The 3,083-nt window shown below is 73.1% G+C and carries 4 protein-coding genes; all 4 read left to right on the top strand.

All coding sequences use genetic code 11. From position 1 onward, the window contains the following. The first annotated feature begins 243 nt into the window (after positions 1 to 243). The 4 genes from VFZ20_RS02215 (at position 244) to VFZ20_RS02230 (ending at position 3,017) form a co-directional block, all read left to right on the top strand. Positions 244 to 699, top strand: coding sequence for a GbsR/MarR family transcriptional regulator (locus VFZ20_RS02215; protein ID WP_329682184.1), 456 nt, complete (start codon positions 244 to 246; stop codon positions 697 to 699). A 79-nt stretch (positions 700 to 778) separates the two neighbouring features. Then, the gene (locus tag VFZ20_RS02220; RefSeq protein ID WP_329682185.1) at positions 779 to 1,243 is read left to right on the top strand and encodes a GbsR/MarR family transcriptional regulator; all 465 of its coding nucleotides are present in this window, start codon (positions 779 to 781) and stop codon (positions 1,241 to 1,243) included. Next, positions 1,240 to 1,428 carry a hypothetical protein gene (locus VFZ20_RS02225; RefSeq protein WP_329682186.1) on the top strand — a complete coding sequence of 63 codons (189 nt, stop codon included), beginning with the start codon at positions 1,240 to 1,242 and terminating at the stop codon, positions 1,426 to 1,428. Before VFZ20_RS02220 ends, VFZ20_RS02225 begins: the two co-directional genes overlap by 4 nt. Further along, positions 1,425 to 3,017, top strand: coding sequence for a TolC family protein (locus VFZ20_RS02230; RefSeq protein ID WP_329682187.1), 1,593 nt, complete (start codon positions 1,425 to 1,427; stop codon positions 3,015 to 3,017). Before VFZ20_RS02225 ends, VFZ20_RS02230 begins: the two co-directional genes overlap by 4 nt. Positions 3,018 to 3,083: the final 66 nt, after the last annotated feature.

A 3,083-nucleotide genomic window follows, 5' to 3' on the forward strand; every position in this document is an offset into this window, starting at 1 on the left:
GCGGGGGGGGGGGGGGGGGGGGGGGGGGGGGCCCCCCTCGCGGGCGAGACACACTCCACCATCCAGCACGATCCCGGCGCCCACATCGTCCTCCTCTCCCGCGCGCCCCATCCATCCGCATCCCGAATCCCCCCGATCCGCATCCACTCAGTCCCGCATCTCCATCTCTCATGCAGTACGTTCAGTATTGACTAAACGATCCCGATCCGCTATTCTTGGGTCCACCTTCAGCACGGATGACGGATGGACCAGGGCACACGCGACTTCATCGAGAGCATGGGACGGCAGTTCGAGGAGGACGGCACGCCGCGCATCGCGGGGCGACTGTTCGGCTTTCTCATGCTGCAGGAGGAGCCCTGCTCCCTGGACGACGTCGCCGAGCAGCTGCAGGTGAGCAAGGGAAGCGCGAGCAGCAACGCACGGCTGCTGGAGCAGCTGGGCATCGCGGAGCGCGTGACCCGCGCCGGCGACCGCCGCGACTACTACCAGATCTCGCCGGACATCGGCGAGCGCACGCTGGAGCGCGCGCTGCACGGGCTGGACCGCATGCTGGGCCGCCTGCGCCGCGGCGCAGGCGCCGTGGGTGAACGGTCGGCCACCGTTCGCGACCGCTTCGCGGGGACCATCACGTTCCACGAACGGGCCCTGGCCGTGGTCACCGACCTGCTGGGCCAGGTGCGCGCCCGCCGCTCCGCCTGAACGGGGCGCGGCGTGGACAAGGATGCGGAAGCCGTGATGAAGTTTCAATCAGTTCTAAACGTATTGGATACAGGTGCCGATGCTGCCCAACACGGATCTTAAGCTGGCGCCCGCCGACGCGGAGTTCGTGGAGCGGGTGGGCCGGTTTTTCGAAGGCGATACGGCGCCCCGCACGAGCGGGCGCATGCTGGGCCTGCTGCTGCTGACGCCGGATGAGCTGTCCATCGACGAGATCGCCGAGGGGCTGCAGGTAAGCCGGGCCAGCGTGAGCACCAACGCGCGCCAGCTGGAGTCGTGGGGCTTGGTGGAGCGGGTGAGCCACCTGGGCGACCGCCGCGACTTCTACCGCATCGCGCCGGAGATGGAGCGCACGCTGCTGCGCCACCGCATGGAGCGGCTGGAGCAGGCCGGCCAGCTGCTGGCGGCCGGGGTGGAGACGCCCGCCGCGCGCGACACGCGCGTCCGCGGCCGCCTGGAGGTGCTGGCCCGCATGCACGGCTGCGCCGCCGACGCGCTCCGCGCCTGCTGCGGGAGGGACGGGTGAGGGTGCCGGCGGCGGGAACGCCGCGCTGGCTGCTGGTGGTGGGCGCGCCGCCCGCGGGAGGATTCGCCTCCCGCACGCTGCGCGAGGCGCTGCGGGCGGGTGTGGCGGCGCGGGGCACGGCTCCCGGAGCGGGGCCGTTCGAGACAGGCAACGACGGGCGGGGGACCGCCCTGGAGGAAAAATGAACCGACTGGGATGGACGCTCGCCGTGGCGCTCGCCGCCGGCACCCCCGCCGCGCTCGCGGCGCAGGTGCCGGCGGCCGGGCCCGTGGCGGCGCGGGGTGACTCCGTGTCGCTCTCGCTGGACGAGGCGGTGGCACGCGCCCTGGGGCAGAGCGAGGAGATTCGCCTGGCGCGCAGCCAGGTGGAGCTGGCCGAGACGCAGGTGCGCGAGGCGCGCGCCGGCGTGTTTCCGCAGGTGAACGCGCAGCTGGGCTACACGCGTACGTTCGCGTCGCAGTTCCAGGGCGGCGGGGGGTTCACCCTGCCGGACTCGCTGCGCTTTGAGCCCGACAGCAACGCGTCGCTCGAGGAGCGCGTCCGCTACCTGGAGCAGAACGCCCCCCTGGCGGGGCTGGGCGGGCTGGGCTCGCTCTTCGGCAACCTTCCGTTTGGCCAGGAGAACGCGTACCAGGCCACCCTGACCGGCTCGCAGCTGCTGTACAGCGGCGGCCGCACGGGCGCGGCCCTGCGCATTGCCCGCGACTACCGCGAGGTGGCGCGCCTGACCCTCACGGAGCAGTCCGCGGACATCGAGCTGCAGGTGCGCGAGGCGTACGTGCGGGCCCTGCTGGCCCAGGAGCTGGCCTCGTCCGCCCAGCAGGCGCTGGAGCAGGCCGAGGCGTTCCTGGCCCAGGAGCGGCTGCGGCTGGGCGCCGGCCGCGCGTCGGAGCTGGAGGTGCTGCGCGCCGAGGTGTCGCGCGACAACCTGCGGCCGCAGCTGGTGCAGGCGCAGAACGCCGCCCAGCTGGCGTCGCTGGACCTCAAGCGCCTGGTGGACATTACCCTGGGCGCGCCCCTGCGGCTCACGACGCCCCTGGACGTGCCCACGGCCCAGGCGCTGGCGCAGCCGGCCATCGAGGCCGAGGCCGTGTCGCGGCGGGCCAGCGTGGCGGCGGCGGAGCGGCAGGTGAGCATCGCCGAGCAGAACATCCGCATCGCGCGGGGCGCGTTCCTGCCCAGCGTGTCGCTCAACATGAACTACGGCCGCGTGCTGTTTCCCTCGTCGCCGTTCGACCTGAGCGGCGACTGGCGCACGGACTGGACGGGCGGCCTGACGGTGCAGGTGCCGCTCTTCAGCGGCGGCCAGCGGGCCGCGCAGCTGCAGCGGGCCCGCGTGCAGGCCGAGCAGGCGCGCCTGCAGCTGAGCCAGCTGCGCGAGGGCGTGCAGCTGCAGTACGAGCAGGCGGCCGGCGAGCGCGAGCGCGCCCGGACGGCCATCGCCGCGCGGCAGACCACCGTGCAGGCGGCGCAGCGGGTCTACGACCTGACGGTGCTGCGCTACCAGCAGGGCTTGGCCACGCAGCTGGAGGTGTCGCAGGCGCGGCTGGAGCTGCTGCAGGCGCGCACCAACCTGGCGCAGGCCGTCAGCGACTTTTTGATCGCGGACGCCGGCGTCGTCCGCGCCGTGGGCGGCACGCCCACGGGCGCGGGCATCTCGGCCGAGGGCGTGGGTCCCCTGGACACCACGCCGTCGATCCCGAACCCGAGCACCATTCCGGCTACCTCGTCCACGACGGCGCCGGTTCCCAATACGACGACGACCACGCCCTGAAGACCGGAGATTCGAGAGCATGAACGCACATCGCGACCTGCGCCGCCCCCTGGGGACGGCCGTCGC

Source organism: Longimicrobium sp. (assembly GCF_036280135.1).
GTDB lineage: Bacteria > Gemmatimonadota > Gemmatimonadetes > Longimicrobiales > Longimicrobiaceae > Longimicrobium.

Bases quoted from the DNA above. Each gene is read 5' to 3' on its own strand.
- VFZ20_RS02215 (WP_329682184.1), top strand. From the start codon at position 244: ATGGACCAGGGCACACGCGACTTCATCGAGAGCATGGGACGGCAGTTC.
- VFZ20_RS02220 (WP_329682185.1), top strand. From the start codon at position 779: ATGCTGCCCAACACGGATCTTAAGCTGGCGCCCGCCGACGCGGAGTTC.
- VFZ20_RS02230 (WP_329682187.1), top strand. From the start codon at position 1,425: ATGAACCGACTGGGATGGACGCTCGCCGTGGCGCTCGCCGCCGGCACC.